Source organism: Streptomyces sp. NPDC002884, assembly GCF_040295245.1.
Classification (GTDB): Bacteria; Actinomycetota; Actinomycetes; order Streptomycetales; family Streptomycetaceae; genus Streptomyces.
In genome coordinates this window covers 104,214-127,747 of record NZ_JBEOVB010000011.1, presented here as the reverse complement: position 1 = coordinate 127,747, position 23,534 = coordinate 104,214, and the positions used below count along the sequence as shown (strand labels likewise).

At 70.2% G+C, this 23,534-nt stretch carries 21 protein-coding genes and 5 tRNA genes; 17 read left to right on the top strand and 9 right to left on the bottom strand.

All coding sequences use genetic code 11. The features are described 5' to 3' along the window. Nucleotide 1: 1 nt before the first annotated feature. The 5 genes from ABT070_RS23100 to ABT070_RS23080 all read right to left on the bottom strand — a co-directional run bounded on the left by ABT070_RS23100 (nt 2) and on the right by ABT070_RS23080 (nt 8,947). Nucleotides 2-3,310 carry a sensor histidine kinase gene (locus tag ABT070_RS23100; protein ID WP_351763572.1) on the bottom strand — a complete coding sequence of 1,103 codons (3,309 nt, stop codon included), beginning with the start codon at nt 3,308-3,310 and terminating at the stop codon, nt 2-4. A gap of 376 nt (nt 3,311-3,686) precedes the next feature. Next, nucleotides 3,687-4,262, bottom strand: a complete 576-nt coding sequence (locus tag ABT070_RS23095; RefSeq protein ID WP_054239771.1) for a GTP-binding protein — start codon at nt 4,260-4,262, stop codon at nt 3,687-3,689. Next, complete coding sequence (locus ABT070_RS23090; RefSeq protein WP_009190816.1) at nt 4,243-4,641, bottom strand: DUF742 domain-containing protein; 399 nt, start codon at nt 4,639-4,641, stop codon at nt 4,243-4,245. Before ABT070_RS23090 ends, ABT070_RS23095 begins: the two co-directional genes overlap by 20 nt. 112 nt (nt 4,642-4,753) lie before the next feature. After that, nucleotides 4,754-5,167, bottom strand: a complete 414-nt coding sequence (locus ABT070_RS23085) for a roadblock/LC7 domain-containing protein (RefSeq protein WP_020128762.1) — start codon at nt 5,165-5,167, stop codon at nt 4,754-4,756. Nucleotides 5,168-5,176: 9 nt separating this feature from the next. Further along, nucleotides 5,177-8,947: a sensor histidine kinase gene (locus ABT070_RS23080; RefSeq protein ID WP_351763570.1), complete on the bottom strand. Its 3,771-nt coding sequence runs from the start codon at nt 8,945-8,947 to the stop codon at nt 5,177-5,179. Nucleotides 8,948-9,549: 602 nt separating this feature from the next. Between ABT070_RS23080 and ABT070_RS23075 the strand changes: the two genes are divergently transcribed. From ABT070_RS23075 to ABT070_RS23035, 9 genes are all read left to right on the top strand, one after another. Further along, complete coding sequence (locus ABT070_RS23075) at nt 9,550-9,738, top strand: hypothetical protein (protein ID WP_351763568.1); 189 nt, start codon at nt 9,550-9,552, stop codon at nt 9,736-9,738. A 147-nt stretch (nt 9,739-9,885) separates the two neighbouring features. Then, the gene (locus ABT070_RS23070; protein WP_351763566.1) at nt 9,886-10,671 is read left to right on the top strand and encodes a fumarylacetoacetate hydrolase family protein; all 786 of its coding nucleotides are present in this window, start codon (nt 9,886-9,888) and stop codon (nt 10,669-10,671) included. Then, on the top strand, nt 10,664-12,148 hold the full coding sequence (gene gltX / locus ABT070_RS23065; protein WP_351763564.1) for a glutamate--tRNA ligase: 1,485 nt from the start codon (nt 10,664-10,666) through the stop codon (nt 12,146-12,148). The genes ABT070_RS23070 and gltX overlap by 8 nt, the downstream gene beginning before the upstream one ends. 97 nt (nt 12,149-12,245) lie before the next feature. Then, nucleotides 12,246-12,974: an HAD family hydrolase gene (locus ABT070_RS23060; RefSeq protein WP_351763562.1), complete on the top strand. Its 729-nt coding sequence runs from the start codon at nt 12,246-12,248 to the stop codon at nt 12,972-12,974. 93 nt (nt 12,975-13,067) lie between these two features. Next, nucleotides 13,068-13,139 (top strand) — tRNA-Gln (locus tag ABT070_RS23055). A gap of 42 nt (nt 13,140-13,181) precedes the next feature. Then, nucleotides 13,182-13,254, top strand: a tRNA-Glu gene (locus ABT070_RS23050). Between the two features lie 62 nt (nt 13,255-13,316). Then, nucleotides 13,317-13,389, top strand: a tRNA-Glu gene (locus tag ABT070_RS23045). Between the two features lie 20 nt (nt 13,390-13,409). After that, nucleotides 13,410-13,481: transfer RNA gene (locus tag ABT070_RS23040), tRNA-Gln, on the top strand. Between the two features lie 28 nt (nt 13,482-13,509). Next, a tRNA-Glu gene (locus ABT070_RS23035) sits at nt 13,510-13,582 on the top strand. A gap of 51 nt (nt 13,583-13,633) precedes the next feature. On the opposite strand, the gene ABT070_RS23030 is transcribed toward ABT070_RS23035, so the two are convergent. Further along, on the bottom strand, nt 13,634-14,278 hold the full coding sequence (locus tag ABT070_RS23030; RefSeq protein WP_351763560.1) for a MerR family transcriptional regulator: 645 nt from the start codon (nt 14,276-14,278) through the stop codon (nt 13,634-13,636). 38 nt (nt 14,279-14,316) lie between these two features. Between ABT070_RS23030 and ABT070_RS23025 the strand changes: the two genes are divergently transcribed. Next, nucleotides 14,317-14,811, top strand: a complete 495-nt coding sequence (locus ABT070_RS23025; RefSeq protein WP_351763558.1) for a DUF4188 domain-containing protein — start codon at nt 14,317-14,319, stop codon at nt 14,809-14,811. Between the two features lie 157 nt (nt 14,812-14,968). Here the strand turns inward: ABT070_RS23025 and ndgR are convergent, their stop codons facing one another. Beyond that, nucleotides 14,969-15,685 carry an IclR family transcriptional regulator NdgR gene (ndgR, locus tag ABT070_RS23020; protein WP_267027425.1) on the bottom strand — a complete coding sequence of 239 codons (717 nt, stop codon included), beginning with the start codon at nt 15,683-15,685 and terminating at the stop codon, nt 14,969-14,971. Nucleotides 15,686-15,874: 189 nt separating this feature from the next. Here ndgR and leuC point away from each other — a divergent pair, with 189 nt between their 5' ends. The 4 genes from leuC to ABT070_RS23000 all read left to right on the top strand — a co-directional run bounded on the left by leuC (nt 15,875) and on the right by ABT070_RS23000 (nt 19,224). Next, complete coding sequence (leuC, locus tag ABT070_RS23015) at nt 15,875-17,305, top strand: 3-isopropylmalate dehydratase large subunit (RefSeq protein WP_351763556.1); 1,431 nt, start codon at nt 15,875-15,877, stop codon at nt 17,303-17,305. Between the two features lie 6 nt (nt 17,306-17,311). Continuing rightward, nucleotides 17,312-17,905 (top strand): 3-isopropylmalate dehydratase small subunit, encoded by a 594-nt coding sequence (gene leuD, locus ABT070_RS23010; protein ID WP_351763554.1) that lies wholly within the window; start codon nt 17,312-17,314, stop codon nt 17,903-17,905. A gap of 275 nt (nt 17,906-18,180) precedes the next feature. Continuing rightward, nucleotides 18,181-18,411: an SCO5555 family protein gene (locus ABT070_RS23005; protein WP_028806672.1), complete on the top strand. Its 231-nt coding sequence runs from the start codon at nt 18,181-18,183 to the stop codon at nt 18,409-18,411. A 138-nt stretch (nt 18,412-18,549) separates the two neighbouring features. After that, nucleotides 18,550-19,224: an HU family DNA-binding protein gene (locus ABT070_RS23000; protein ID WP_351763552.1), complete on the top strand. Its 675-nt coding sequence runs from the start codon at nt 18,550-18,552 to the stop codon at nt 19,222-19,224. 104 nt (nt 19,225-19,328) lie between these two features. Here the strand turns inward: ABT070_RS23000 and ABT070_RS22995 are convergent, their stop codons facing one another. Both ABT070_RS22995 and cofC read right to left on the bottom strand, forming a co-directional pair. Continuing rightward, nucleotides 19,329-19,532: a hypothetical protein gene (locus tag ABT070_RS22995; RefSeq protein ID WP_351763550.1), complete on the bottom strand. Its 204-nt coding sequence runs from the start codon at nt 19,530-19,532 to the stop codon at nt 19,329-19,331. 9 nt (nt 19,533-19,541) lie between these two features. Beyond that, nucleotides 19,542-20,180 carry a 2-phospho-L-lactate guanylyltransferase gene (gene cofC, locus ABT070_RS22990; RefSeq protein ID WP_351763548.1) on the bottom strand — a complete coding sequence of 213 codons (639 nt, stop codon included), beginning with the start codon at nt 20,178-20,180 and terminating at the stop codon, nt 19,542-19,544. Nucleotides 20,181-20,344: 164 nt separating this feature from the next. Here cofC and ABT070_RS22985 point away from each other — a divergent pair, with 164 nt between their 5' ends. The 3 genes from ABT070_RS22985 to ABT070_RS22975 are packed head-to-tail and all read left to right on the top strand — an operon-like array spanning nt 20,345 to nt 23,510. After that, on the top strand, nt 20,345-21,286 hold the full coding sequence (locus tag ABT070_RS22985) for a lysophospholipid acyltransferase family protein (protein WP_351763546.1): 942 nt from the start codon (nt 20,345-20,347) through the stop codon (nt 21,284-21,286). Continuing rightward, nucleotides 21,283-22,293 carry an NAD(P)H-dependent glycerol-3-phosphate dehydrogenase gene (locus ABT070_RS22980; RefSeq protein ID WP_351763544.1) on the top strand — a complete coding sequence of 337 codons (1,011 nt, stop codon included), beginning with the start codon at nt 21,283-21,285 and terminating at the stop codon, nt 22,291-22,293. The genes ABT070_RS22985 and ABT070_RS22980 overlap by 4 nt, the downstream gene beginning before the upstream one ends. 59 nt (nt 22,294-22,352) lie before the next feature. After that, nucleotides 22,353-23,510, top strand: coding sequence for a D-alanine--D-alanine ligase family protein (locus tag ABT070_RS22975; protein ID WP_351763542.1), 1,158 nt, complete (start codon nt 22,353-22,355; stop codon nt 23,508-23,510). Nucleotides 23,511-23,534 lie beyond the last annotated feature (24 nt).

Genomic DNA, 23,534 nt, shown 5'->3' with positions numbered 1-23,534 from the left:
ACTAACGCTCCTGGTTGTAGGTGCTGTCAGGACCGAGGCCCTGGCCGTTCGTTTCACTGCTGCCTGCGTTGCGTCCGCGCTCGACGCCCCGACGCAGGTTGCTCAACCTGCCTCGGACGTCCTCCGGGGCGCGGGAGACCTGGGGGCCTCCCTGGGGGGTGGTCTCGGCGGCGCCCTCGATCAGATTGGCCTTGGGCACCCGCCGCGGCAGGCCGGAGGAGGTGACCCCGCCCGCCTTGGGCTTCTTCAGAGCGGAGGCCTGCTGCCAGCGCTCGTCGTTGGCCGAGCGCCAGGAGTCGCCGCCGCCGTTGCTCTCCGCGGGGGAGGCCGCCGGCTCCGGCTTCGCGGGCCGGGCGCCGTTCGCACCGCTTGCGGCGGAGCCGCGGCGGGGGAGACCGGCGTCGGTCAGCGCGTGGGAGGCGGAGGAGGTCGGTCCCGGACGGTCGAAGCCTACGCGGTTCTGCTCACCCGCGTCAGCGGCCCGCACGGATTCCGCTTCCGGAGCGTACTGGTCCGGGTAACCGTTCTGGTAACCGTTCGTGTGGCCGTTCTGCTGGGGCCAGTCGTCCTGGTAGGACTGCTGCTCCTGGTACGGCTGGAAGCCCTCGGAGGCGGCGGCGGGGGCAGCCGTCCGCTCCTCCTGGCCCGGCTCCGCATACGCGGGGTCCGGGTAGCCGCCGTTCGACGTGAAGCCGTCGTTCTGCGGCAGGCCTCCGTTGCCGGAGAACGACTCGCCCTGCGGCACGCCGCCGTTCGGCGCGAAGTACTGGTCGTCGTACGCCGGGCGCTGCTGCTCCTCGTACGACGTCTGCTGGTCGAACGCCGCCGGCTGCTCGGCGTACCCGGTCGCACCGCTGTCGTAGCCGGCCCCGGCACCCTGCTGGGCGGGGTCGTAGCCGTTCTGCCCGGCGCCGTACGGCTGCTGCTGCTGACGGGACGCGTCGAAGCCCTCCGCGGGCTGCGGCTGGCCCGGCTGGCCCGGCTGGGACTCCAGAGCCGCACGGCGCTCCTCGCGCATCAGCGAGCGGCCCACCGGGTCCAGGTCGCGGATGTCGTCGGGGACCTCGTACTGGCTGTCGTCGAAGCCGAGCTCCGCGGCGGTGCGCATCGGCAGACCGTTGTTGAAGTCCTCGCCGCCGCCACCACCGCCGTAGTTCTGCTCCGGGATGATCTGCGAGACGGTGAACTCGTCGCGAGGCTGCTGCTGCTCGCCGCCGCCACCGTGGGTGATGGCGTCCGGCAGCATGACCAGCGAGGTGGTGCCGGCCTGCTCGCCCGAGGGGCGCAGCTGGACGCGGATACCGTGCCGGTCGGACAGCCGGCCGACCACGAACAGGCCCATGCGCTGCGAGATCGCGGCGTCCACCGTCGGCGGGTTGGCCAGCTTGTGGTTGATGTCCGCGAAGTCCTCGGCGGTGAGGCCGATGCCCTTGTCGTGGATCTCGATCATCACGCGGCCGTCGGGGAGACGGGTCGCGGTGACCCGCACCTTGGTCTGCGGGGAGGAGAACGTCGTGGCGTTCTCCAGAAGCTCGGCGAGCAGGTGCACGAGGTCGGTCACGGCACGGCCGTGGATCTCGGCCTCGGGTACGCCGGACAGCTCGATGCGCTCGTACTGCTCCACCTCGGAGGAGGCGGCGCGCAGCACGTCGACCAGCGGGACCGGCTGGTCCCAGCGGCGGCCGGGCTCCTCGCCGGCGAGCACCAGGAGGTTCTCGCCGTTGCGGCGCATACGGGTGGCCAGGTGGTCCAGGCGGAAGAGGTTCTCCAGCTGGTCCGGGTCGGCCTCGTTGTTCTCCAGCTCGGTGATCAGGGTCAGCTGGCCCTCGATCAGGGACTGGTTGCGGCGCGAAAGGTTCGTGAAGATCGCGTTGATGTTGCCCCGGAGCAGTGCCTGCTCGGCGGCCAGTCGGACGGCCTCGCGGTGGACCTGGTCGAAGGCGCGGGCGACTTCGCCGATCTCGTCCCTGGTGTTGATGGGGATCGGCTGGACACGGGTGTCCACCCGGCCCGGGTCGGTGCGCGAGAGCTGGTCGACCAGCATCGGCAGCCGCTGCTCGGCGATACCGAAGGCGGCGTTGCGCAGCTGGCGCATGGCCTGGCTCATCTGGCGGGCCATGAGACTGGCGACGATGAACGCGGCGAGCAGGGCGATGATGACGATGGCGCCGTTGATGATGGCGTCGCGCTGCGCGTCGGAGGCGATCTCACCGGCGTCGGTCACCGCGCGGTCGATGAGCTCGCTCTCGACCTGGCTGTAGCCCTCGAACTTCAGGGTCGCGGCCGTCATCCAGGCGTTGGCGGTGACGCCCTTCTCGGCGAGCTGGGACGGAGACAGCCCGCTGCTGATGGCCTGGATCATCTTGTCCATGGTCGGCGGGGCGGTGAAGTCCTCGCCCGCGGCGTCGGCCTTGGCCTTGGCGTCGGCGGCCTGCTGCGCGCCTTCCTCGGTCTTCTCCTTCATGACCTCGGTCAGCCGCGCTGCGTCCTCGGTGGTGCCACCGGAGACGTACTCCTGCTGGGCGATGCCCTCGAGGTAGGCGTACGAGGTGAAGGCGGTGAGCTGCTGCCGGTAGATCGTCTCGTCGGGGCTGGGCCGCACCAGCAGGTGCATGCCGATCGCGCGCTGGAGGGACTCGGCGCCCTTGGCCAGGGCGACCGCGTAGACGGTGCGGCCGTAGGCGGTGATGTTGCCGGTGCCGAGGCCGAGCTCGTTGGAGAACTCCATCAGCAGGTGCTCGACCGCGACGTAGCCCTCTTCGGTCTTCACCGGGTCCAGGGCCTTGGTGTAGGCGGCGGCGCGAATCTTCGTCAGAGTCGGCTCGGCGGCCTCGACCAGCTTCAGACGGCGCTGGAGGCCTTCCTTGTCCGGCATCCCGACGACCTCGTCGTGGAAGGCGGTGGCCTTCGCGTCGGTGGTGGCGCGGGCCGCCTTGACCTTCGGGTCGTCCTTCTTGGACTGGAGCAGCGGCTGGGCGCTGATGTCCCGCTCGTTGAGCAGGGCCTCGGCGTACTCGCCGGCGGCGGCCACGATCTTCGCCGTCTTCTCGGCGTCGCGGGCCTCCTGCCAGGTGTCGATCGAGTTCTTCACCTGGAAGCCGCCCATGACCAGGCCGACGACCACGGGTATGAGCAGGATCGCGTTCAGCCGGGTGGGCACCCGCCAGTTCCGCGGGGAGAGGCGGCCGCCGCTCTTCGCGGGGGCGGACGCCGGCTCCGAACCGGGCACAGGGGCGGGCGCCGCTCCGCGCGGCGGCGGGGTGAAGTTGCCCCGGGCCGCCGGCTCGGGACTTTGCTTGCTTCGCCTCACTCGACCAACAACCTCTCGGCGGTCGGCACCTTCGTCGTGCCGCAGTGTCTCAGAGCCCGGTCAGCCATCGACCATGAGTACGTCATTGACTATTGGGCAGTTCAGGCATTCCAGCACGACGACCAGCGCTCTTCCAAACATGGGAAAGCGCTGGTTCGGTGTGATGTAAGCCCCAGATAAAACGGTCAAAAAGAACGAGCCCCGCCAAAAGGCGGGGCTTTCGTGCGCACAGCGAGACCGAGCGACCGCGACGCGTGTCGGTACCTGTGGATTCCACTGCCGAAACGTTATGAACACCGGAGCCGACCGTGTCCAAGGCCACAGTCGGCTCCAGAGCGTCTACGACAACCGCCGTACGGCACCGGGTGCTTGAAAATTACCGCAGTCGCGCCATGAGCGCGTGCTCGACCAGCGTGATCAGTGCGCTCTTGGCATCCGAGCGGTGCCGGGCGTCCGTCGTGATGATCGGGGTGTCCGGTCCGATCTGGAGCGCCTCGCGCACTTCTTCCGGCTGGTACGGCTGCGAGCCGTCGAAGCCGTTGAGGGCGACGACGAACGGCAGGCCGCTGTTCTCGAAGTAGTCGACCGCGGGGAAGCAGTCGGCGAGACGGCGGGTGTCCACGAGGACGATCGCGCCGATCGCGCCGCGCACCAGGTCGTCCCACATGAACCAGAAGCGGTCCTGGCCCGGCGTACCGAAGAGGTACAGGATCAGGTCCTGGTCGAGCGTGATACGTCCGAAGTCCATGGCCACCGTGGTGGTGGTCTTGTCCCCGGTGTGGGTGAGGTCGTCGATGCCCGCGCTCGCGGACGTCATCACGGCCTCCGTGCGCAGCGGGTTGATCTCGGAGACGGCGCCCACGAACGTGGTCTTGCCCACGCCGAAGCCCCCCGCCACCACGATCTTCGCGGAGGTGGTGGCCCGCCCTCCGTCAGAGCTTGCGAAGTCCACTGAGCACCCTTTCGAGCAGCGTCACGTCCGGAGCGCCACCGTTGTTCTCGTCGCCGCCCGGCTGGTGGATGGCCACCAGTCCGGCCTCGGCGAGGTCCGCGACCAGGATCCGCGCCACCCCCAGCGGCATGGCCAGGAGAGCCGAGACCTCCGCGACCGACTTCACCTCGCGGCACAGATGGCAGATGCGCTGGTGCTCCGGGAGCAGCCCCATGAGCGCTGCCGGGTCGGCCGTCGTGCTGATCAGTGCCTCGATGGCCAGCTGATAGCGCGGCCGCGTCCGACCGCCGGTCATCGCGTACGGACGCACCAGCGGCTGGTCGCCCTCATCCCCGTACGGCTCCGCGTACGGATCATGATGGGCGGTGGGCGGGGTCATTGATCCTCCGGGCGGGACAGCATTCGCGGTCAGTCGTGCCGTCCGTCTAGGCCGGTGGGGGGATTGTGTCGGCCGGACGGTGATTTCGTGAGGTGGGTAGTGCTGGGGCGGGTCAGTGGAGCAGACTGCCCTGGAGTTCGGCGCGCAGGTCGGGCGTGAGGACCGCGCCCGCGCGGTCGACAAGCAGCGTCATCTCGTAGCCGACGAGGCCGATGTCGCACTCGGGGTGTGCGAGGACGGCGAGCGACGAGCCGTCCGAGACGGACATGAGGAAGAGGAACCCTCGTTCCATCTCGACGACGGTCTGCGCGACGCTGCCGCCTTCGAAGATCCGGGAGGCGCCGGCCGTCAGCGAAGTGAGCCCCGACGCGACGGCCGCCAACTGGTCGGCACGGTCGCGCGGGAAGCCCTCGGACATCGCGAGCAGGAGCCCGTCGGCGGACACGACAACGGTGTGGGACACCCCAGGGGTGTTGTCCACGAAGTTGGTGATCAACCAGTTCAGGTTCTGTGCCGCCTGGCTCATCTGACTCAACTAACGCTCCTGCTGGTGAGTGGGGCTCGGGAAACTGCCGGTCTGACCGTTGCCGGCCTGACGACCCTGCGCGATGCCCCGACGGAGATTGGTCAGCCGTCCGCGTACGTCGTCAGGCGCACGCGAGACCTGCGGACCGGGTTGGTGCTGTTGCTGCTGAGCCGTGCCCGGGACGAGGTTCGCCCTGGGCACCCGGCGCGGCAGGCCGGATGTGGTGACGCCGCCCGCGGCCGGCTGCCTGACCCGCTCGGCCTGCCGGACGAGTTCGTCGTTCGGCGAGGTGCGCCAGGAGGCATTGGCGGCTGCGGGACGCTGGGGGGCAGCCGGAGCCTGCGGCTCCTGGTGCTGCTGTTGCTGCGGAGCCTGGGCCGCGCCGCCCGCCTGCTGACCGTGGAACCAGTTGGTCTCCAGCGTGTCGTAGAGCGGGGTACGCCCGTCCCCGGGGCCCGAGGCCGGCGGCAGTGCCTCCGGCTCAGGACGCCCGACGTGACGCTGCGGACCGGTCGGCTGCGCCGGGGTGCCGTAGCCACCCGACTGCGGAGCGCCGAACTGGCCGGTGGACGAGGGGTCCTGGCGGCCGGGCAGCGAGTGCTGACCGGTCGAGGAACCGTCGTAGCCGGGTGCGGCGAACTGGCCGGTGGAACCGTTGTCGTAGGCCTGCGGAGCGAACTGGTTCGGGGCCGCCGGGGCGTTCTGGCTGCCCGGGGCACCGAAGACGTCGGACCGGGTGAAGCCGTTCTCGTCCTGCTGGCCGCTGGTGCCGGGGCGCTGGAACTGACCCGTGTTCTGTTGGCCGTTCGTGCCCGGACGCTGGAACTGGCTGTTGTCCTGCCGTCCGCCCGGACCCGTCTGGGGGTTGCTCACGGCCGGGAACTGGCCCGTGCTGTGGAGACCGTTCGCGACGGGCCGGCCGAAGTCGGCGGGACCCGCCGGGGCCTGGCGGTCGTCGGTGCGCGGGATCGCCGGTATCTCGGCGGTGGCGCCGGGACCCTGCCGGTCGTCGAAGCGCGGGATGCGCGACGTCTGGGCGACGTCCGGCTCCTCGTGACCGCGCGGGGCGTCCAGCGGGCTGCGCGGCACCGGCGGCTGGGCGTTCTCGTCGCCCCAGCTGGTCACCCGCGGCTGCGGGTTGCCACCCGGCAGCTCGGCGCGCGGACCGCCGCGCGGCGGCAGCTGCGGCTGGCGGCCGCGGCCGCCCTGATCCGCCTTGTTGCCCCGCGGCTGCGTCGGACGCCCGCCGAACATGTCCACACCCTGGGTGCCCGCACCGGCGGCCTGGAGACCCTGCGGCGCACCGGGCGCCTGGCCGCCGAAGCCGGAACCCGCACCGGCCGGAGCCGGTCGGCCCTGCTGGGGGGAGGCCGGAGGCTGCTGCGGTCCGCGCGGCGGCTGACCACCGGGACGGCCACCGCCGTCACGGCCGGGCAGCGCGGCCCGGGGGCCCGTACCCGCCGCGAGCCTGCCGCCGGCGCCGGGAGCGGAGCCGAGGGCACCGCCCTGCGAGCCGTTCTGCGAGCCGTTCTGGCGACGCGCCGCGGCGACGCCCGCTGCGGCCTGCGCCGCGGCGGGACCGCCCGCGACGCTGCTCTGACCGGGCTTGGGCTGGGGCTTCTTGCCGCCCTGGGCGACGTCCACGGGCAGCATGACCAGCGCGGTCGTGCCACCGGAGTCCGAGGGACGCAGCTGGATGCGGATGCCGTGGCGCTGCGACAGACGACCGACCACGAACAGACCCATGCGTCGGGAGACCGACACGTCCACGGTGGGCGGCGACGCGAGCCGCTCGTTGATCGCGGCGAGGTCCTCGGGGGAGAGACCGATGCCGGTGTCGTGGATCTCGATCAGGACGCGGCCGTCGGGCAGCGCGTGACCGGTGACCTTGACCTTGGTCTGCGGGGAGGAGAACGAGGTGGCGTTCTCGAGCAGCTCGGCGAGGAGGTGCACGAGGTCGTTGACGACCCGGCCGGCCACTTCGGTGGTCGGCACGGAGGCCAGCTCGATGCGCTCGTACTGCTCCACCTCGGACGCGGCGGCACGCAGCACGTCGACCAGCGGGACCGGACGGGTCCAGCGACGGCCGGGCTCCTCACCCGCGAGGACGAGGAGGTTCTCACCGTTACGGCGCATGCGGGTCGCGAGGTGGTCGAGCTTGAACAGCGAGGACAGCTGGTCCGGGTCGGCCTCGCGGGACTCCAGTTCGGAGATCAGCGACAGCTGGCGCTGGATCAGACCCTGGGAGCGGCGCGAGAGGTTGGTGAACATCGCGTTGACGTTGCCCCGCAGCAGGGCCTGCTCGGCGGCGAGGCGGACGGCCTCGCGGTGCACGTCGTCGAAGGCCGCGGCCACCTGGCCGATCTCGTCCCGGGAGTGCACACCGACCGACTCCACGGACGTGTCGACGTCCTGCGGGTCGGACTCGGACAGCTGCTTGACCAGCTCGGGCAGCCGGTCCTGGGCGACCTTGGTGGCGGTCTCCTGGAGGCGGCGCAGCGAACGGATCATGGACCGGGCGACGACGAACGCGCCGACCAGCGAGACACCGAGCACGAGCAGGATGAGCGCACCGGAGATGATCGCTTCGCGCTCCGACTCGGCGCGCAGCTCACGCGCCTTCTGCTCCATGTCCTCGAGCAGCGTGAGCTCGATGTTGGTCATCTGCTTGATCTTGGTGGAGCTGGCGTCGATCCAGTCCTGGTACGACTGCTTGTCCAGCGACTCCAGGCCGCTGGAGGAGCTGAGCGCGCGGGTGGCGTAGGTGTCCGCGTCCTCGATGACCGGGTTGCCCTGCTCGATCGGCTTCAGCAGCTCTTCCGCGCCGCTGTCGCCGTAGATGCTGCGGAAACTCGAGAGTTCGGAGTCCTGGTTCTCGAGTCCGGCCTCGGCGTACTGCCGGTCGTTCTCGGAGAGGTCGCCGTAGACGGTGTTGCCCACCGGCAGCGCCGCCGCGAGCACGGCGCGCTGGACGGAGGCGTACTCCTTGGCGGCGGAGAAGGCGGCCAGCGCACGCGTGCGCTGGATCATCTCCGGGTTGCTGGTGGCCTGCGCCATGTCCTGGGACAGGTCGAGCAGGCTGGTGATGAGGCGGTGGTAGGCCTCCACCGTCTGGGTGGAGTTGTCCTTCTCCGCGTAGGCCGTCGAACGGACCTTGGCGAGGTTGCCCAGGTCGCTCAGCAGACCGACGAGGCTGTCCCGGACGCCCTGGAGGTTGCCGTCGGCGGTGGCGCCGTCGATCTCCTCCGACGAGTCCTGGAAGGCGCTCAGCGCGCGGTCCGTCTTCTCGCGGTAGCCCTTGATCCCGGGGTCGGTCGCCTTGCCGTTGTGCGCCAGCGGGCCGGCCGAGCGGTCGCGCTCGTCCTGCAGCGCGTCGGCCAGGTCGGTGGCCTGCTTGGTCATGTCCGTCAGCAGCTTCATGTTGTCGAGCTGCTGGATGTCGTCCATCGACTGGTTGATGCGCAGCGCGCCCAGCGAGGTGGCCGCGACCACGGGCAGGGTCAGCAGCGCCACCAGACGCGTGGAGATGCGCCAGTTGCGCAGCGCCACGCGGGGGCCGGGGCCGCTGGGCCCGGTAGGCGGCTTCGTCGGAGCCGGGGGAGGAGAGCTCGGCGAAGCGGACGCACCGGGACGCCCGGAGCGCTCACCGCCGTCGCCGGACGGATTGGGGCCCGGGTTCTGGGCGTGCTGGGGCGAGGAGCCGACTGCCATCGGGCCAGTCCCGCCGTGCGGCTCCGGCTCGGCCGAAGCGCTGCCATCCCTCTTGAAACGTCCCTGCACTAGCGTCGCAACCTCTGGACCAGGCGCCCCTCCGCGTGAACGGAAGGACGGTGTCGGCGTGTTGAGGGGCGTCCTGAATACGCCCCCCAATTGGTCGTGAGTAACCGGCGCTGGCTCCCCCTGTCTCGCCGCCACCGGGCGCGCTGGGCGCCCTCTGTGCGCCGGCTCGATCCCGCGGCGGTCCGAGGAATTCCAGCACAGTGCAGGATCTCCAACAAGGCCCGTTGGCCAGGCTGTGACATCCGTGACACGACGTGAGGGTCAAGTTACGGGATGTAGAAATCGTTCCCACATAAGGCGGACATAAGGGTGTGAACGGGGGGCGGTCGAGCGGTGTCCCAGTCGCCATGATCAGGAGCGGAATGAGCGCTTCAGGTGGCCAATGTCCGTTTCGTAACGGTCACCCGACAGTCGGAAATGACCGCTTTGCCCCTTGATTCGTGAGCAAACTCACACGCCGATCATGCGACCTTCACGTCTTCACCGGGAATCGCGTGTTTAGCCTGACGCTTTACAGGGATGGCACATCCGACAAACCGCGTCTGTGCGGAGGCCCTTGAGGGCTTCCCGGACGCCCGGACACGACAGGGTCACGTACAACAGTGAAGACGACGACGATGTTCCACAAGATCGCCAACCCCCGGCGTACGACCCTGGCGCACCTCAAGGACGCCGACGAACTCCAGCTCCCGGAGCAGCAGGAGCACTCCGTCGAACTTCCCGCCCAGACTGCGAACCCCAAGCGCACCATCCTCATGGAGGTCCCGGTCGCGGCCTCCGTCGCGGAGTAGATCTTCACGCGGAGATACGGGCACCGGCCGCCGAATGCTCAAGGCGGCCACTCACGGATGTCAAGGGCGTCCCCGGCCGGGGACGCCCTTCCGCGTTAGCCTGGGGCGTCACACTCCAGCCAGCTCAGTCAAGGGGCCAACCAACCCGTGCGCATCGCCAGGTTCTCCATCGACGGGAACGTCGCCTTCGGCGCGGTCGAGGGCGACAAGCCGGACGAGCTCGTCCTCGACATCATCAAGGGCATCCCGTTCACGGACTTCGAGCTCTCCGGCACCAAGGTGCCGCTGAGCAAGGTCCGGCTGCTCCCGCCCGTCCTGCCCAACAAGGTCGTGGCCTTCGGCCGCAACTACGCCGAGCACGCGCGTGAGCTGGGCAACGAGGTGCCGGACGCCCCGTTCGCCTTCTTCAAGCCGTCCACCTCGGTGATCGGCCCCGGCGACGCCATCCAGTACCCGGCCTTCTCCGAGGAGGTCCATCACGAGGCCGAGCTCGCCGTGGTCATCGGCCGGCTCTGCCGCGAGGTGCCGCGCGAGCGCGTCAAGGACGTGATCTTCGGCTACACCTGCGCGAACGACGTCACCGCCCGCGACGTCCAGAAGCGCGAGAAGCAGTGGGCCCGGGCCAAGGGCTTCGACACCTCGTGCCCGCTGGGCCCCTGGGTGGAGACCGGCCTGGACCTCGAGACGGCGAGCGACCTCACCGTCCAGCTGACGGTCAACGGGCAGCAACGGCAGCTCGGCCGCACCAGCGAGATGATCCACTCGATCGAGGATCTGATCGTCAACATCACCGAGGCCATGACGCTGCTCCCCGGCGACGTGATCCTCACGGGCACCCCGGCAGGGGTAGGCCCCCTGGTCGTCGGCGACGAGGTCGCCGTCACCATCGAAGGCATCGGCACTCTCACCAACAAGGTTGTCAAGCGTGGCTAGCGCACCCGGCTCCCCCGTACGCGTCCGTTTCTGTCCCTCGCCCACCGGTAACCCCCACGTGGGCCTGGTCCGCACCGCCCTGTTCAACTGGGCGTTCGCCAAGCACCACCAGGGCACGCTGGTCTTCCGCATCGAGGACACCGACGCGGCCCGTGACTCCGAGGAGTCCTACGACCAGCTCCTGGACTCGCTGCGCTGGCTGGGCTTCGACTGGGACGAGGGCCCCGAGGTCGGCGGCCCGCACGCGCCGTACCGCCAGTCGCAGCGCATGGACCTCTACGCCGACGTCGCCCGCAAGCTCCTCGACGCCGGGCACGCCTACCACTGCTACTGCTCCCAGGAGGAGCTGGACACCCGTCGCGACGCCGCCCGCGCGGCCGGCCGGCCGTCCGGCTACGACGGCCACTGCCGCGACCTCACCGAGGCGCAGGTGGCGGAGTACAAGGCCCAGGGCCGTACCCCGATCGTCCGCTTCCGCATGCCCGACGAGACGATCACCTTCACGGACCTGGTCCGCGGCGAGCTGACGTTCACCCCGGAGAACGTGCCCGACTTCGGCATCGTCCGCGCGAACGGCGCCCCGCTGTACACGCTGGTCAACCCGGTCGACGACGCGCTGATGGAGATCACGCACGTCCTGCGGGGCGAGGACCTGCTCTCCTCGACCCCCCGCCAGATCGCCCTCTACAAGGCGCTCACCGAACTGGGCATCGCCCAGGGCACCCCGCACTTCGGTCACCTGCCGTACGTGATGGGCGAGGGGAACAAGAAGCTGTCGAAGCGGGACCCGGAGTCCTCGCTCAACCTCTACCGCGAGCGCGGCTTCCTCCCCGAGGGCCTGCTCAACTACCTCTCGCTGCTCGGCTGGTCGCTCTCGGCCGACCGGGACATCTTCACGATGGACGAGATGACCGCGGCCTTCGACATCGCGGACGTCAACCCCAACCCGGCGCGCTTCGACCTGAAGAAGTGCGAGGCGATCAACGCCGACCACATCCGCCTGCTGGACGTGAAGGACTTCACGGAGCGCTGCGCGCCCTGGCTGAAGGCCCCCTACGCCCCCTGGTCCCCGCAGGACTTCGACGAGGCCAGGTGGGAGGCGATCGCCCCGCACGCGCAGACCCGGCTGAAGGTGCTGTCGGAGATCACCGACAACGTCGACTTCCTCTTCCTCCCGGAGCCGGCCGTCGACGAGGCCAGCTGGACGAAGGCGATGAAGGAGGGCAGCGACGCGCTGCTCACGACCGCCCGCGAGAAGCTGGCGGCGGCCGACTGGACCTCGGCCGAGTCCCTGAAGGAGGCCGTCCTGGCCGCCGGCGAGGCGCACGGCCTCAAGCTCGGCAAGGCCCAGGCCCCGGTCCGTGTCGCCGTCACCGGCCGCACGATCGGCCTGCCGCTCTTCGAGTCCCTGGAGATCCTGGGCAAGGAGAAGACGCTGGCCCGCGTCGACGCGGCCCTGGCGAAGCTCGCCGCGTAGCTCCGTCCGTGCCCCTTGGGGCGGCGCCCGGCGACCCGGGGGCCGCCCCTTCGGTATCTCCCGGACAGGGCGGCCGCCTCCGCGTTACCGTCGGATCATGAGCATCCTCGCCGTGGTCTGGGACGTGGACGACACCCTCTTCGACTACACGACCGCCGACCGCGAGGGCATGCGGTCCTATCTGACGGCCGAGGGGCTGCTCGACCGGTTCGGCACCGCGGAGCAGGGGCTCGAGCGGTGGCGGGAGGTCACCGAACAGCAGTGGGCCCGGTTCTCGGCGGGCGGGATCACCTTCGAGGACCAGCGCCGGGACCGGGTACGGGTGTTCCTGGGCCGCGAGATGACCGACGCGGAGGCCGACGACTGGCTGGCGCGCTACCGCTCGCACTACGAGGCCGCCTGGGCGCTCTTCCCGGACGTCCTGCCGGTACTGGACGCCCTCGCCGCCAGCCACCGCCACGCGGTGCTCTCCAACTCGAGCATCCACGTCCAGGACCACAAGCTGCGCGTCCTCGGCGTCCACGACCGCTTCGAGGTCATCCTGTGCGCGGCGGAGCTGGGCGTCTCCAAGCCGGAGGCCGGCGCCTTCCTCGCGGCCTGCGAGGCCCTGTCGCTGCCCCCGCACCAGGTGGCCTACGTCGGTGACCATCCGGAGATCGACGGACGGGGCGCGGCCGACGCCGGACTGCTCTCCGTGTGGATCGACCGCTACGGCGCGGCCACCGTCGAGCTCCCGTCCGGACGCCACCGGATCGTCTCGCTCGCCGAACTGCCTGCGATCCTCGGCCCCGATACCCGTTTTGGAGCCCGGTCCACCTTCGGGTAATGTTCTTCCTGCGCCGCCGGGGAGCGGGCCGAAAGGCCGAAAAACCGGAGGAGCAACGCTAGAACAAGAACCCTTACGGGGCTTGCGTTCCAGTGGCCTATGGTGTAATTGGCAGCACGACTGATTCTGGTTCAGTTAGTCTTGGTTCGAGTCCAGGTAGGCCAGCTCGCAGAGCTTATCTGCGCCTGTGGAGATCTACTCCACGAAGCCCCCGTTGTGTAGCGGCCTAGCACGCTGCCCTCTCAAGGCAGTAGCGCCGGTTCGAATCCGGTCGGGGGTACAGATCCTTCCCGCGAGGAGAGCTCGGGTAGCTCCCTCTCACCTCGATGCAGGATCGCTAGGGCCCCCGTTGTGTAGCGGCCTAGCACGCCGCCCTCTCAAGGCGGTAGCGCCGGTTCGAATCCGGTCGGGGGTACGCTTTTCCTTGAATCACCTTGGTCTATGGTGTAATTGGCAACACTACGGTTTCTGGTACCGTCATTCTTGGTTCGAGTCCAGGTAGACCAGCTCCAACCTGCGGAAACGCAGTGTTCAGGCCCCCGTTGTGTAGCGGCCTAGCACGCCGCCCTCTCAAGGCGGTAGCGCCGGTTCGAATCCGGTCGGGGGTACATGATCGGAAGGCCCCTCGCTTCGGCGGGGGGCCTTTCGCGTATCCGGCCTCAGTCGAAGCCGTACCGCCGCGCCGACTCCTCCTCCTGTGCCAGTCGGTGCAGCGCCTGCATCATCGGCTCGACGAGGATCGCGCCCAGCACCGCCGCCTCGATCCGCTCCGGCTCCGACTCCCGGGCCTCCACGAAGTCCAGGTCCAGCACGGCGGCCCGGTGCATCAACCGGGCGTAGGACACGAGAAGTTCGGCGTTCCAGTCGTAGCCGAGCCGGCGCAGTGCGGCCACCGCCACCACCAGTGAGCGGTAGGCGGGGGAGATGGTCGTCAGCAGCCGGGCGTTCGACCAGCCCAGGGTGTGCAGCAGTTCGTCCGCCTCCAGATGGGCGGCGCGCACGTACTCGTCCTCCGCGTCCGGCTCGGGGACCTGCGGCAGCGCCCACAGGGCCGCGCCGAGCCGGATCGTACGGCCCAGGGAGTCGTCGTCGACATGGCCGAGGACCGCGCGGACCGTGGCCACGGGCAGTCCGCCCACCTGGATCATCGCCCGCACCAGACGAAGCCGGCGCAGATGCTCCTCGTCGTACTCGGCGGTCGTGGCGTTCACCTGGCGGCCGGGCGGCACGAGGCCCTCGCGCAGGTAGTACTTGATCGTCGCGGTGGACACACCGCTGCGCTCGCTCAGTTCGGCCAGCCGCATGCCTTGCGCCCTTCCTTGGTCAGCGTCACTATCCAAGTATGTCCTCCACAGTCAGCCGTACCACCGCCGACGCCCGGGGAGACGTGGTCGTCCTGCTGATCGGGATGCGCGTCAACCACTTCTGGGCCGTGCACCAGTGGGTGCCCGTCATGACGGCCATGTTCCGCATGCTGGCGGAGCTGAAGAGGGAGCCGGGCCGCGGCCTGCTCTCCCGGGTGCTCCTGACGGCCTCGCCGCGGACGTACTACGTCGTCCAGTACTGGGAGTCCAAGGAGAAGCTGTACGCCTACGCGAGCGCGCCCGACGCGTTCCACCACGAGGCGTGGGCGAAGATCAACCGCCTGGAGCGGGGCGGGAAGACGCGGGGGCACGTGGGGATCTGGCACGAGACGTATGTGGTGCCGGAGGGGTCGTACGAGGCGATCTACGGGGACATGCCCGCGTTCGGCCTCGCGGCCGCGCACGGGCAGGTGCCGCTCGCCGCGCGCGGGCGGTATGCGAAGGACCGGTTTGCCCACCGGTCCGCGTCGTAGGGTTTCCGTCCTCTGCGGGGTGCGGGTCCGTCGTGGTTCGGCGCGCCCGCGTGACGCAGTCGCGCATCGGCACGGGGCCCCGCGCCCCCGGGTCGGTCGGTGAGCCGTCGGTTCAAGGGCTGCCGCGGCGTTGAGGCCGCCCCTTCCCCGGTCGGCGTCAGCCGGTGCGGCGCAGGGCCTCCGAGAGGCGGGCCGCCGCGTCGATGATCGCCTGGGCGTGCATCCGGCCGGGGTGGCGGGTCAGGCGCTCGATGGGGCCCGAGACGGAGACGGCGGCCACCACGCGGTTGGAGGGGCCGCGTACGGGTGCCGACACCGAGGCGACGCCCGGCTCGCGCTCGCCGATGGACTGGGCCCAGCCGCGGCGCCGTACGCCCGAGAGGGCCGTCGCCGTGAAGCGGGCGCCCTGCAGGCCGCGGTGCAGACGCTCGGGTTCTTCCCAGGCCATCAGGATCTGGGCCGAGGAGCCGGCCTTCATCGTGAGCGTGGAACCGACCGGGACCGTGTCCCGAAGGCCGGACAGGCGCTCCGCCGCCGCCACGCAGATGCGCATGTCGCCCTGGCGACGGTAGAGCTGCGCGCTCTCGCCCGTGATGTCACGCAGATGAGTCAGCACCGGTCCGGCGGTGGCGAGGAGCCGGTCCTCGCCGGCGGCCGCGGCCAGCTCGGCCAGGCGGGGGCCGAGGATGAACCGGCCCTGCATGTCGCGCGCCACCATACGGTGGTGTTCCAAAGCCACGGCCAGCCGGTGAGCCGTGGGTCGTGCGAGTCCGGTGGCAGCGACCAAGCCTGCGAGGGTGGCCGGACCGGACTCCAGGGCGCTCAGGACAAGGGCTGCCTTGTCCAGAACGCCGACGCCGCTACTGTTGTCCATGCAACGATACTCCCGTCTCACTCTGTGAAACGCAAGTTCATTTTTCCGTGAGACGCGCAACCCTTGGACACATGGTGGCCCGCGGACCAACGGGCCTGGCGGCGGGTGCCCGGGAACAGGGGCAACGGGCGTCGCCTCCACAAGATCTCTAGTTGGGCCGGTGCGTCATTGCCGGCCGGAGGGAAAGCGATGGGTAGGACACTCGCGGAGAAGGTCTGGGACGACCACGTCGTCCGGCGCGCCGAGGGCGAGCCCGACCTCCTCTTCATCGATCTGCACCTCCTGCACGAGGTGACCAGCCCGCAGGCCTTCGACGGACTGCGGCAGAACGGCCGCCCGGTGCGCCGTCTCGACCTCACCATCGCGACCGAGGACCACAACACCCCGACCCTCGACATCGACAAGCCGATCGCCGACCCGGTCTCGCGCGTCCAGCTGGAGACGCTGCGCAAGAACTGCGCCGAGTTCGGTGTCCGGCTGCATCCGCTCGGCGACGTCGAGCAGGGCGTCGTGCACGTCGTCGGCCCGCAGCTGGGGCTGACCCAGCCCGGCACCACCGTCGTCTGCGGTGACTCCCACACGTCCACGCACGGCGCGTTCGGCGCGCTGGCGTTCGGCATCGGCACCTCGCAGGTCGAGCACGTGCTGGCCACCCAGACCCTGCCGCTGGCCCGTCCCAAGACCATGGCGATCACGGTCGAGGGCGAGCTGCCCGACGCTGTGACCGCCAAGGACCTGATCCTGGCGATCATCGCGAAGATCGGCACCGGCGGCGGCCAGGGCTACATCCTGGAGTACCGCGGCGCGGCCATCGAGAAGCTCTCGATGGAGGCCCGGATGACCATCTGCAACATGTCGATCGAGGCCGGCGCCCGCGCGGGCATGATCGCCCCCGACGAGACCACCTTCGCGTACATCAAGGGTCGCGACCACGCCCCCGAGGGCGCGGACTGGGACGCGGCGGTCGAGTATTGGAAGACGCTGAAGACGGACGCGGACGCCGAGTTCGACGCCGAGGTCGTCATCGACGGTGCCGCGCTGTCGCCGTTCGTCACCTGGGGCACCAACCCCGGTCAGGGCGCGCCGCTTTCGGCCGCCGTCCCCGACCCTGCTTCGTACGAAGACGCTTCGGAGCGCCACGCCGCCGAAAAGGCCCTGGAATACATGGGGTTGGAGGCCGGGCAGCCGCTGCGCTCCATCAACGTGGACACCGTCTTCGTAGGTTCGTGCACCAACGGTCGGATCGAGGACCTGCGGGCCGCCGCCGCCATCGTCGAGGGCCGCAAAGTCGCCGACGGCGTACGGATGCTGGTCGTCCCCGGCTCGGTGCGGGTCGGCCTCCAGGCCGTCTCCGAGGGGCTGGACGTCGTCTTCAAGGAAGCCGGCGCCGAATGGCGGCACGCGGGCTGCTCGATGTGCCTCGGCATGAACCCCGACCAGCTCGCCCCGGGTGAGCGCTCGGCGTCCACCTCCAACCGCAACTTCGAGGGCCGGCAGGGCAAGGGCGGTCGTACGCACCTGGTGTCGCCGCAGGTCGCGGCCGCCACGGCCGTCCTGGGCCACCTGGCCTCGCCGGCCGACCTGTCCGACGCCGAGACCCGTACGCCCGCTGGAGTCTGATCAGTCATGGAAGCATTCATCTCGCACACCGGCCGGGCCGTCCCGCTGCGTCGCTCCAATGTCGACACCGACCAGATCATCCCTGCTCACTGGCTCAAGAAGGTCACGCGGGACGGGTTCGAGGACGGTCTGTTCGAGGCCTGGCGCAAGGACGAGACCTTCGTCCTCAACCGCCCCGAGCGGCAGGGCGCGAGCGTTCTGGTCGCCGGTCCCGACTTCGGCACCGGTTCCTCCCGTGAGCACGCCGTCTGGGCACTGCAGAACTACGGCTTCAAGGCCGTGATCTCGTCCCGCTTCGCCGACATCTTCCGGGGCAACTCGCTGAAGAACGGCCTGCTCACGGTGGTTCTGGAGCAGAAGATCGTGGACGCGCTGTGGGAGCTCACCGAGAAGGACCCGCAGGCCCAGATCACGGTGGACCTCGAGGCGCGTGAGGTGCGGGCCGAGGGCGTCACCGCCTCCTTCGAGCTGGACGAGAACTCCCGCTGGCGGCTGCTGAACGGGCTGGACGACATCTCCATCACCCTCCAGAACGAGGGCGACATCGCCACCTACGAGGCCAAGCGCCCGACGTACAAGCCGAAGACGCTCCGGGTCTGACCCCGAGGGCCGAGAAGGCCCTGAGCAGGTCGAGTTTCGGCCACCGCGACACCCCCGCCGTACCCCCGATCGGTCCGATCGGGGGTACGGCTGTGTCTGTACCCGTTCGGCCCCGTGGATCTTCGCCCTTGCTCCCAACTTCCCACGTTAGAGCGGTTGTTGCCTGGGTACGCGCCTTGTGCGGACCCGGCCGCCGGATGTGTCCGGGCGGCCGTTCGAGGCGGCAGTTGCCCCCTGGGCGGGCGACAACTCGCCCCAGATGGCACAATCTGTGCATGGAACACGACGGCCAACTCGAGCTCTATACGGCGGTCGCGAACCAGCTCAAGGAAGCGCACACAAGAGTGCGCGCACTGCAAGTCCCGGAGGGCGTACGGATGGCGCTGACCCGGAAGCTGCTGGTCATTACGGCCGCGGCCAAGCACGATCTCGCCGATGCGACAAGGCGTCTGGAGCGGTTCATGGCGGACCTCGACGAGGGGCGAATGCCCGAAGGGGAGCGTTGATCGTCTCCGGAGCAGCCGATTTCGTTGCGGCACAAGGGTGATTAGCCCGTTTCGTGTTTGATTTGCGGTATATATCTGCCTAACGTGCGAAAAAGCTTGAACAGTTTCGTTCCGGCTAATGTCTCCGAAGGGGAAGACGTGAACAAGGCGCAGCTCGTAGAAGCGATTGCCGACAAGGTGGGCGGCCGCCAGCAGGCCGCCGAGGCGGTCGACGCGGTCCTGGACGCCATCGTCCGCGCGACGGTCGCGGGCGACCGGGTCTCGGTCACCGGCTTCGGTTCGTTCGAGAAGGTCGACCGGCCTGCCCGCTACGCTCGCAACCCCCAGACGGGCGAGCGGGTTCGGGTCAAGAAGACGTCCGTGCCGCGCTTCCGCGCAGGACAGGGCTTCAAGGACCTGGTGAGCGGCTCGAAGAAGCTTCCGCGCGGTGGCGAGGTCGCCGTGAAGAAGGCCCCCAAGGGCAGCCTGACCGGCGGCGCTTCCGCCACGGTCAAGAAGGCGGCCGCGAAGAAGGCCGCCCCCGCGAAGAGGGCGTCGGCCGCCGCGAAGAAGACCACGGCCGCCGCGAAGAAGACGACGGCCGCCGCCAAGAAGACCACGGCCACCGCGAAGAAGACCACCGCGAAGAAGGCCACCACCAAGAAGGCGACCGCGGCCGCCAAGAAGACGACCACCGCGAAGTCCGCCACCGCCAAGAAGACGACGGCCAAGAAGGCCCCGGCCGCGAAGAAGGCGACGGCGACCAAGGCCCCCGCCAAGAAGTCGACCGCGCGCAAGACCACCGCCAAGAAGACCACCGCCCGCAAGGCGTAGGGCAGCAGGGGCACTCACGCGCCGGGCCGGACTCCCTCTCGGAAGTCCGGCCCGCGGCGTGTCGGGAGGGTGCCCGAAGGGCCCTCGGCGAGAGTCCGGGCCCCTCAGAACGTCTGCAGCGTCACCAGGGTGATCCGGGGGCTGTCCTTCGGCCCCTCCACCTCGATCCGCACCCGCTGCCCGGGCCGCAGCAGCCGCAGCCCGCCGGCGTCGAACGCCGGTGCGTCGAAGGGCACCGGGGTGCCGTCGTCCAGCAGCACCTGTCCGCTGCGCGTGCCGGGGTCGTACGTGTATGCGGTCGCCTGCATGGCGGCAGCCTACTGCCCCGGAATCAGCAGACGCGCCGCCGCGGCGGCCGTCCGGGGGCCCACGCCCAGGGACAGCGCAGCCCGCAGATCCTCGCCGGTGTCGACGTCCTGGCGAACGGAATCCACCCCCGGCAGGCGGAGTTCCTCGGCCCCGGAGGCGCGGTGCCGGGCGCGGGAATCCGCGCCGAATGCGGGAAGCAATTCACGGCCCGCGGCGACGGCGAGAAGCGTGGTGCCGATCGCGGCCGCGTCGGGGAGGAAAGAACGGGGGAATTCCCCCGCGGCGTCCAGTACCCGGGCCAATTCCGGCGGGCGCAGAGCCGGCAGATCGGCGTTGAGGGCGGCGAGCGGGGAATCGGGACGGAAAGCGCGGACGGCGGCGGCCCCGTGGGCCAGGGCGGCGTTGAGGCCCCCGCGCGGTTCGTCGGCGACGATCCGGGCGCCCAGGGCCGCCAGGACCCGCCCGGCCAGGGCGTCGTCCGTGACTACTGCCACATCCCGCACCGCAGGTGAGGCCAGTGCCGCCGTCACGGTGTCCTCGGCGAAGGCGAGGGCGAGGCCCGGGCGCAGCCCGTCGGTGGCGGTGTCCGCGAGCCTGCTCTTGGCCAGCGCCAAGGGCTTCAGGGGTATGACCAAGGTCCACTGCACCGGCGTACCGTCCCTCTCGTGTCGCGGCCATTGTCACCCGGCCCATCCGCCGGTCGGACGCGCGGGCGTACCGTGTTCTCGACAGACCGGCGGCCCGGGGCGACACTTGTGCGGCCCCCAGGCCCCGGAGCAGGCCATGGGAAGTCCTAGAGGAAGGTGTCCGCGTGCCCCGCCGCAGAATCGGCTTCTGGTACCGCTTCGCTGCGGTCCTCTGCAAACCCTGGCTGGTGCTTCTGATCAAGCGGGACTGGCACGGAATGGAGCATATTCCGGCTGAGGGCGGCTTTATCACCGCGGTGAACCACAATTCGCATGTCGATCCCTTTGCATACGCGCACTTCCAGTACAACAGCGGACGCGTTCCGCGATTCCTCGCGAAGAGCGGTCTTTTCAAGGAGGGGTTCGTCGGCGCCGCGATGCGTGGCACCGGGCAGATCCCCGTCTACCGCGAGAGCACGGACGCGCTGAGCGCCTTCCGGGCAGCGATCGACGCCGTGGAGCGCGGCGAGTGCGTCGCGTTCTACCCCGAGGGCACCCTCACCCGCGACCCCGACGGCTGGCCGATGACCGCCAAGACCGGTGCCGCGCGCGTCGCCCTGCAGACCAGGTGCCCGGTGATCCCCGTCGCCCAGTGGGGCGCCAACGAACTGCTGCCGCCGTACGCCAGGAAGCCCGACATCCTTCCGCGCAAGACCCATCACGTCCTCGCGGGCCCGCCCGTGGATCTCACACGGTTCTACGGCCACGAGATGACCCCGGAACTCCTCAAGGAGGCGACGGAGGTCATCATGGCGGCCGTGACCGCCCAGCTGGAGGAGATCCGCGGCGAGAAGGCGCCCGAGACGCCCTACGACCCGCGCCGCGAGCGGATCGAGCAGCGCCGCCGCACACAGGCGGAGGTCGGCACGGAGACCGCTGCGGAAAGCGGTGCCGAAACCCGCGCGGAAGCCGGTGCGGACACCCGGGCGGAGATCAACGGCACGGCGTCGGGACACGCGCAGAGGAGCCGCGCGCATACGAACCGGCCGCAGCCGAACCGCGCGCAGACCAGTCAGGCGCAGACCAGTCACGCGCAGACCAGCCACGAGGGGGAGAACAGCAAGTGAGCAAGTCCGTGAAGGCGGCCGTCTTCGGTACCGGATCATGGGGGACCGCCTTCGGCACCGTCCTCGCCGACGCGGGCTGCGAGGTGACGCTGTGGGCGCGCCGCCCCGAGCTCGTCGACGCGGTCAACTCCACGCGCACCAACCCCGACTACCTCCCCGGCGTCGAACTCCCGCGCAACCTGCGCGCCACCGCCGACCCGGCCGAGGCCGCCCGGGACGCCGACTTCACCGTCCTCGCGGTCCCTTCGCAGACCCTGCGCGCCAACCTCGCCGACTGGACGCCGCTGCTCGCCCCGAACACCGTCCTGGTGTCGCTGATGAAGGGCGTCGAGCTCGGTACGACGATGCGGATGAGCGAGGTCATCGACGACGTCGCCAAGGTGGGGCCGAGCCGGATCGCCGTCGTCACCGGGCCCAACCTCGCGAAGGAGATCGCCTCCCGGATGCCCGCCGCGGCCGTGGTCGCCTGCACCGACGAGGCCGTCGCCCAGAGGCTCCAGGCCGCTTCCCACACGCCGTACTTCCGCCCGTACACCAACACCGACGTGGTGGGCTGCGAGCTGGGCGGCGCGGTCAAGAACGTGATCGGCCTCGCCGTCGGCATCGCGGACGGCATGGGCCTCGGCGACAACGCCAAGGGCTCGCTGATCACGCGCGGCCTCGCCGAGACCACCCGGCTGGGCCTGGCGATGGGCGCGGACCCGCTGACCTTCGCCGGACTCGCCGGACTCGGCGACCTGGTGGCGACCTGCTCCTCGCCGCTCTCCCGCAACCACACCTTCGGCACCAACCTCGGCAAGGGCATGACCCTCCAGGAGACCATCGCGGTCACCCGGCAGACCGCCGAGGGCGTCAAGTCCTGTGAGTCGGTCCTGGATCTGGCCCGCCGGCACGGCGTCGACATGCCCATCACCGAGACGGTCGTCGGCATCGTCCACGAGGGCAAGCCCCCGGTGGTCGCTCTCAAGGAGCTGATGTCGCGCAGCGCGAAGCCCGAGCGACGCTGAGCGAACCCGGTGGGCGGACGCTGACTCCCGGCCCTACCACCGGGTACCCTCAACCCGATATGAGCACCGAGAACCTCCCCCAGAGCCCTCAGCAGCCCGTCCGCAAGCCGCGGGTGGCCGTTGTCTTCGGCGGTCGCAGCTCCGAGCACGGGATCTCCGTGGTCACGGCCGGCGCGGTCCTGCGGGCCATCGACCGGACCAAGTACGAGGTCCTGCCGATCGGCATCACGCGCGAGGGCCGCTGGTTCCTCACCGCCGACGCACCCGAGCGCATGGCGATCACCGACCGCCGTACGCCCGACGTGGACGAACTCGCCGAGTCGCGGGACGGCGGCGTGGTGCTCCCCGTCGACCCCGCCAACCGCGAAGTCGTCTACTACGAGCCGGGATCGGTGCCGAAGGCGCTCGGCGAGGTCGACGTCGTCTTCCCGGTGCTGCACGGCCCGTACGGCGAGGACGGCACCCTGCAGGGGATGCTGGAGCTCTCGGGCGTCCCGTACGTGGGCGCGGGCGTGCTCGCCTCGGCCGTCGGCCAGGACAAGGAGTACATGAAGCGGGTGTTCACCTCCTTCGGGCTCAAGGTCGGCCCGTACGTGGTGATCAGGCCGCGTGAGTGGGCGCAGGACGAGTCCGCCGCCCGCAAGAAGATCGTCGACTTCGCCGGCGAGCACGGCTGGCCGCTCTTCGTGAAGCCCGCGCGCGCGGGTTCGTCCATCGGCATCACCAAGGTCGACGACCTGTCCGGGCTCGACGAGGCGATCGCCGAGGCCCAGCGCCACGACCCGAAGATCCTGGTCGAGGCGGCGCTGCGGGGCCGCGAGATCGAGTGCGGCGTCCTGGAGTTCGAGGACGGCCCCCGCGCCTCCGTGCCGGCCGAGATCCCGCCGCCGGACGCGCACGCCTACTACGACTTCGACGCCAAGTACATCGACTCGACCCCGGGGATCGTCCCGGCGCCGCTGACGGACGAGGAGACGGCCGAGGTCCGCAGGCTCGCGGTGGACGCCTTCGAGGCGGCTTCCTGCGAGGGCCTGGTGCGGGCGGACTTCTTCCTCACGGACGGGGGCGAGTTCGTCATCAACGAGATCAACACGATGCCCGGCTTCACCCCGATCTCGATGTACCCCCAGATGTGGCAGGCGACCGGGATCGGCTACCCCGAGCTGGTGGACCGCCTGGTCCAGGCGGCCCTGCGCAGGCCGACGGGTCTGCGCTGACCCGGGCTCGGCCCACAGTCCCGT

Coding starts and splice junctions, on each gene's coding strand:
- ABT070_RS23030 (WP_351763560.1), bottom strand. CDS start 14,278: ATGCGGCTGGCCGAACTGAGCGAGCGCAGCGGTGTGTCCACCGCGACG.
- ABT070_RS23060 (WP_351763562.1), top strand. CDS start 12,246: ATGAGCATCCTCGCCGTGGTCTGGGACGTGGACGACACCCTCTTCGAC.
- ABT070_RS23085 (WP_020128762.1), bottom strand. CDS start 5,167: ATGAGCCAGGCGGCACAGAACCTGAACTGGTTGATCACCAACTTCGTG.
- ABT070_RS23005 (WP_028806672.1), top strand. CDS start 18,181: ATGGAACACGACGGCCAACTCGAGCTCTATACGGCGGTCGCGAACCAG.
- ABT070_RS22995 (WP_351763550.1), bottom strand. CDS start 19,532: ATGCAGGCGACCGCATACACGTACGACCCCGGCACGCGCAGCGGACAG.
- leuD (WP_351763554.1), top strand. CDS start 17,312: ATGGAAGCATTCATCTCGCACACCGGCCGGGCCGTCCCGCTGCGTCGC.
- leuC (WP_351763556.1), top strand. CDS start 15,875: ATGGGTAGGACACTCGCGGAGAAGGTCTGGGACGACCACGTCGTCCGG.
- ndgR (WP_267027425.1), bottom strand. CDS start 15,685: ATGGACAACAGTAGCGGCGTCGGCGTTCTGGACAAGGCAGCCCTTGTC.
- ABT070_RS23025 (WP_351763558.1), top strand. CDS start 14,317: ATGTCCTCCACAGTCAGCCGTACCACCGCCGACGCCCGGGGAGACGTG.
- ABT070_RS22975 (WP_351763542.1), top strand. CDS start 22,353: ATGAGCACCGAGAACCTCCCCCAGAGCCCTCAGCAGCCCGTCCGCAAG.
- ABT070_RS23090 (WP_009190816.1), bottom strand. CDS start 4,641: ATGACCCCGCCCACCGCCCATCATGATCCGTACGCGGAGCCGTACGGG.